The 5,092-nt window shown below is 63.4% G+C and carries 6 protein-coding genes and 1 pseudogene; 4 read left to right on the forward strand and 3 right to left on the reverse strand.

Features of this window, described 5'->3' with window-relative positions; genetic code table 11:
• Positions 1 to 1,439: HAMP domain-containing sensor histidine kinase (locus EOA60_RS18020; RefSeq protein WP_164899381.1), on the reverse strand; the 1,439-nt coding region annotated here is incomplete at its 3' end.
• A 75-nt stretch (positions 1,440 to 1,514) separates the two neighbouring features.
• Between EOA60_RS18020 and EOA60_RS18025 the strand changes: the two genes are divergently transcribed.
• The 4 genes and pseudogenes from EOA60_RS18025 (at position 1,515) to EOA60_RS18040 (ending at position 4,112) form a co-directional block, all read left to right on the forward strand.
• A complete protein-coding gene (locus EOA60_RS18025; protein WP_095777701.1) occupies positions 1,515 to 2,138 on the forward strand; it encodes a thermonuclease family protein in 624 nt (207 codons plus the stop codon).
• Between the two features lie 117 nt (positions 2,139 to 2,255).
• Complete coding sequence (locus EOA60_RS18030; RefSeq protein ID WP_095825388.1) at positions 2,256 to 2,867, forward strand: glutathione S-transferase; 612 nt, start codon at positions 2,256 to 2,258, stop codon at positions 2,865 to 2,867.
• A pseudogene (locus EOA60_RS18035) lies at positions 2,807 to 3,512 on the forward strand (uracil-DNA glycosylase family protein). Before EOA60_RS18030 ends, EOA60_RS18035 begins: the two are co-directional and overlap by 61 nt.
• Before the next feature lie 108 nt (positions 3,513 to 3,620).
• Positions 3,621 to 4,112 (forward strand): Lrp/AsnC family transcriptional regulator, encoded by a 492-nt coding sequence (locus EOA60_RS18040; protein WP_067319982.1) that lies wholly within the window; start codon positions 3,621 to 3,623, stop codon positions 4,110 to 4,112.
• 42 nt (positions 4,113 to 4,154) lie between these two features.
• On the opposite strand, the gene EOA60_RS18045 is transcribed toward EOA60_RS18040, so the two are convergent.
• Both EOA60_RS18045 and EOA60_RS18050 read right to left on the reverse strand, forming a co-directional pair.
• Complete coding sequence (locus tag EOA60_RS18045; protein ID WP_095825463.1) at positions 4,155 to 4,727, reverse strand: DUF3299 domain-containing protein; 573 nt, start codon at positions 4,725 to 4,727, stop codon at positions 4,155 to 4,157.
• A 67-nt stretch (positions 4,728 to 4,794) separates the two neighbouring features.
• Positions 4,795 to 5,092: DNA alkylation repair protein (locus EOA60_RS18050; RefSeq protein WP_206628156.1), on the reverse strand; the 298-nt coding region annotated here is incomplete at its 5' end.

Consider the following 5,092-nt stretch of genomic DNA (forward strand, 5'->3'; position numbering starts at 1 on the left):
GCCTCGGTGCCTTCGCGCAGCTTGGAGTGCAGCTCGAACTCGCCGCCATGCATGTCGAGCAGACCCTGCACGATCGGCAGTCCGAGGCCCGTTCCCTGTTCGGCGCTCTTGATGGCGATCGAGCCCTGGCCGAAGGCGGAAAGCACCACTGGGATTTCCTCTTCCGGTATGCCGGGGCCGTTGTCCTTGACCGAGATGTACTGACCGCCGCCCGCCGTCCAGCCGACGCGCACACGCACTTCGCCGCCCGACGGCGTGAACTTGATGGCGTTGGACAGCAGATTGAGCGCGATCTGCCGGATGGCACGCTCGTCGCCGAACAGGCGCGGCAGCGCGGTCTCGAACTCCTGGATGACGCGGATGTCCTTGTTGCGGGCTCTCAGTTCCATCATATGGCAGCAATCCTCAACGATCGTCACCAGCACCACCGGCTCCTCGTTGAGCTGGTAGCGGCCGGCCTCGATGCGCGACAGGTCGAGGATCTCATTGATCAGATCGAGCAGATGCTGGCCAGATTCGTGCACATCATGCGCGTAATCGCGATAGGTCGGGTTGTTCATCGGCCCGAGCACTTCATTGGCCATCACTTCGGAGAAACCGAGGATGGCGTTGAGCGGCGTCCGGAGCTCATGGCTCATCGAGGCGAGGAAGCGCGACTTCGCCAGATTGGCGTCCTCGGCGCGCCGCCTGGCCTCGTCGGACATGGATTTGGCAGTCTCCACCTCGGCGATCAGCGCGTCCTTCTCGGAGCGGAAGGAGAGCAGCATCCAGGATGACTGGTTGAGATGGCGCGCGACGTAGCCGAAGAAGGGCAGGGCAGCGACCAGAAGCGCCGCCATGATCCCTTCGATCGGCATCCACAGGCGCAGGACGGCATAGACATAGACCGCGACGGGAACGGCGAAGGTCGCCAATAGCGCGCCGCCCAGGGACGATGCCATCACCGCAGTCGTCGCCATGGCGACCAGGAGCACCATGGCCTTGACGACATGGAACTGGTCAACCTGGCATGTGGCGCAGCCCAGCCAGGCGAACCAGGCCCAGCCGAGGCCGCAGAGCGAATGGCCGATCAGGAAATCGCGGCGCGTCTGCACAGGGTCGAGCTCGGCCGCTTCCGTGCGCTCGACGCGCCGCGCCATGAAAGTGACGATAGCGTAGCAAAGCAGCATGAAGAGAGCCCAGACGGCGACCTGGTTGTCCAGGCCCGCGAAGCGGCCGATGGCCGCTACTACAAGCACAAGCAGAGGAATCGCCGCCGCGCTGACCACCATGGCGCGTGCATGGAGCTTGAGCAGTTCGCGGTCGAAATCGAGGCTGCCGGCCTGCTGCGAAAGACGGTCACGCGTCCTGCGCACCGCGCGAGCCACATCGCTGTTGCGATGCGGTTTCCTGCGGTCCACAATGAATTTGTCCGCTGTGTCCGAGCGTAGCAAAGGCATGCAAGTTCAATTTCTGCGCGCAGCGATTTTCAGTTCGTTAAGCTACGTTCGAATGATTAAGAGACTGTTTGCCATATGAGCCGTTCCTGGTCGCGAAGACCGCGCCGGCGCTATGTTCCGCGGCCTCCGCGAAGCCTTTTGCGCAGGCTTCTGGATTACGGGCTGGCCGTGGTCCTGCTTGGCCTGTCCATCCTGGTGGCGGCGCGGCTCGACCGGTTCGAGACGCGACAGGAGCAAGGCACGGCCATCGTCAGGGACGGCGATTCGATCACGCTTGGCGCCGAGCGCATCCGCATGCGCGGCATCGACGCGCCGGAATACACACAGACGTGCCGCAAGGACGGGGCCGATTATGCCTGCGGCAGGCTTGCGCGGCAGTCGCTGGTGCGGCTGATCGCCGACAGGCCGGTCTCCTGCAGCGGCTGGCAGCGCGACCGCTACGGCCGGTTGCTCGGCGACTGCAAGGCGGGCGACACGGACCTCAACCGCGCGCAGGTACAGTCCGGATGGGCCGTCGCCTTCGGCGACTTCGAAACCGAGGAGGCCGTCGCGCGGGCTGCCAAGGTGGGCATCTGGGCTGGCTCCTTCGATCAGCCGCAGGACTGGCGCGACAGCCATCACAATCAACCCGTCGAAAGGAAGCACGGCGCACTGGCTTCGCTCGGCGATGCGTTGCGTGAGCTTGTTCGTTTCTGGTGATGCCCGCTTCGGGGGATGCTCTGTTTGCCAACATGTGGTCTTGCCAAACCGCTATGCAGTTTTGGGCGACATGCATTGCAGCGCGCCCTAAGATTGGCATGAAGATCGGAGACTAGAATGAAGCTGTTCGATGGCGGCCGGGCGCCCAACCCCAGGCGGGTTCGGGTTTTCCTGGCTGAAAAGGGGCTAGCCGTCCCTTTGGTGCCCGTGGACATGGGCGCGCTGGAGCATCGCAAGGAGCCGGTGGCGTCGCGCAATGCGCTGCGGCGGCTGCCCGTGCTCGAACTCGACGACGGGACCATCATCACCGAATCCATCGCCATTTGCCGTTATTTCGAGGAGTTGCATCCCGAGCCCGCCCTGTTCGGAACAGGCGCGCTCGGCAAGGCCATGGTGGAGATGTGGCAAAGGCGTCTGGAGCTAAACCTGATGAGCTGCGTGGCCGCCGCGTTCCGGCACATCCATCCGGCAATGAAGGAATGGGAGGTGCCGCAGATCCCGGAATGGGGCGAGGCCAACAAGCCGAAGGCCATCGAGTTCCTGCATCTCCTCGACCGGGAGTTGGCGGATATGGAATTTGCCGCCGGCGACACCTATTCGGTCGCCGACATCACCGGGCTGATCGCCATCGATTTCATGAAGCCGGCACGCATCAAGGTGCCTGAGGAATGCGGGAATGTGCTGCGCTGGCACGCAGCGCTCTCCAGCCGGCCAAGCGCTGCTGCTTGAGGCTTGTTTTTGGAGAACCCGCCGGACATGAGCGAAGCGCTGGAGAGCCTTGCCGCCAAGGTGCGGGCTTGCCGCATCTGTGTCGAGCAGCCGCGCGGCCGGCCCCTGCCGCATCAGCCGCGCCCGGTGCTTGTGCCTTCGTCGAAGGCCCGCATCCTGCTTGCCGGCCAGGCGCCGGGCACGAAAGTCCACATCTCGGGCATGCCGTTCACCGACGCTTCCGGGGATCGCTTGAGGAACTGGCTCGGCGTCACCCCCGACGAGTTCTACGACACGGAAAAATTCGCCATCGTGCCGATGGGTTTCTGCTTTCCGGGCCAGGACACCAAGGGCGCCGACCTGCCGCCGCGGCGCGAATGCGCCACCGCCTGGCGCGCCGATCTGATGGCGCTGATGCCGCAGATCGATCTGGTGCTGACGATCGGCGGTTATGCGCAGTCCTGGCACATGGGCACGGCGCGTGGGCCGTCGCTGACGGAAACGGTCAGAAACTGGCGCGCTGTCTGGGATGCTGCAGCCGGGCCGAAAGTGCTGCCGCTGCCGCATCCGTCATGGCGAAACACCGGCTGGCTGAAGAAGAATCCGTGGTTTGAAATGGATTTGCTGCCATTCCTGCGCTCGGAAATCCGCTATCGCCTCAATTAGGCATCTTGCAAGAAATCACTCGCTTTTGCCGGCATTGGCAGAATTTCTTTCTTGTGAAAGGGCCTGATAAAAAGGATTATAGCCAAACTATTCCGCTGGAGCCTTCCCATGGACCGCCTAGACAGAAAAATTCTTCGCCTCCTGCAGGAGGACGCGACGCTTGCGGTCGCCGATGTCGCCAAGAAAGTCGGCCTGTCGACCACGCCGTGCTGGCGGCGCATCCAGAAGCTCGAGGAAGAGGGCGTCATCCAGCGGCGCGTGGCCATTCTCGACCATGAGAAGGTCAATGTGCGCGTCACCGTCTTCGTTTCGATCCGCACCAATTCGCACAGCCATGAATGGCTGCGGCGCTTCTCCGAGGTCATCCAGGAATTTCCGGAGGTGGTCGAGTTCTACCGCATGAGCGGCGACGTCGATTACCTCTTGCGCGTCGTGGTGCCCGACATTGCCGCCTACGACGCCTTCTACAAGCGGCTGATCGCCAAGATCGAGATCCGCGACGTGTCGTCCTCGTTTGCCATGGAGCAGATCAAGTACACGACCGAGATCCCGCTCGACTACATGATCCTGGACAAGGAGTCGGGGGCCAACGCGGCCTGAGCACGGCGCTCGCGCTTCCCGCTATGCGCGAAGTTGCGAGACCTAGTTCTTCTTTTTGTTGAGGAAATTCCACGGCGAGTTGACCGGGAGCGTGACGGCGTCCGGCACGCTGTCGACATCAGCCACCTCGGCCTTGCGCACGGTATAGCCGGACTGCACGATCAAGACGCCGTCCAGGATGAAGAGTTGGCTCTTCTCCATGCCGGGCTCCAGCACGCCGGTGACGGAGACCGGCTGGTATGCCTCCGCCATCCTGTAAGGATGCGCCGGCGTTACCAGCACGATCTGGTTCGGCGGCGGCGTCGGCATGTGGCTGCAGGCGCCGGTCCAAGGCACCAGCAGGAACTGGTAGACGAGGTCGCCCTCGCGATCGACCGGCAAGGCGTAGCCGGACAATTGAACGGTCTTGTCCTGCAGATTGAGCGACAGTGTCTCACCGTGATCGGGCAGTTTTGCCGCGATCATCGGCAGGTTGGCGTCCTCGGCGACCGCCTGCGTCGCCGGGCGCAAGTCTTTCCAGAAGATATGCGCGACGTCGGCCGCGGCGTCGGCTCTCGCGGTGGCGAGCATAAGCACGATCGCCAGCGTCGCGCTTGATCTGAAACGCCTGCTCATGGTGGTCATCCTCCGCCAGTCCCATTTCGGAAGCGAGTAAAAGCGTCGTGAGCTTACTTCGCTGAGATCACAGTCGTGTGGTCGCGAGCCGTTCGAGCTGTTTGACATCGGAAAGCTCCTTCACCGCGTCCTTGCCGATCCAGCGTGCCGTCTTGTCGGACGACGCCGCCAGTTTCTCGGCCAGCGCAAGGGCAGGGGCGTGCAGCGCCCTCGACCGCTTGCCGATCTGCCGCAGTGCCCAGTTCACCGCCTTGCGCACGAAGTTGCGCGGATCGCCCGCATGCGTCTCGATCAGCGGCAGAGCAGCGAGGAAGCTCGCGTCCGGCTCCTTCTTCAGATGCACCGCCGCCCAGGCCAGCATGGCA

Origin of the sequence: Mesorhizobium sp. M1A.F.Ca.IN.020.06.1.1 (assembly GCF_004023265.1) — a bacterium.
Classification (GTDB): Bacteria; Pseudomonadota; Alphaproteobacteria; order Rhizobiales; family Rhizobiaceae; genus Mesorhizobium.

Coding starts and splice junctions, on each gene's coding strand:
- EOA60_RS18045 (WP_095825463.1), bottom strand. CDS start 4,727: ATGAGCAGGCGTTTCAGATCAAGCGCGACGCTGGCGATCGTGCTTATG.
- EOA60_RS18025 (WP_095777701.1), top strand. CDS start 1,515: ATGAGCCGTTCCTGGTCGCGAAGACCGCGCCGGCGCTATGTTCCGCGG.
- EOA60_RS18040 (WP_067319982.1), top strand. CDS start 3,621: ATGGACCGCCTAGACAGAAAAATTCTTCGCCTCCTGCAGGAGGACGCG.
- EOA60_RS18030 (WP_095825388.1), top strand. CDS start 2,256: ATGAAGCTGTTCGATGGCGGCCGGGCGCCCAACCCCAGGCGGGTTCGG.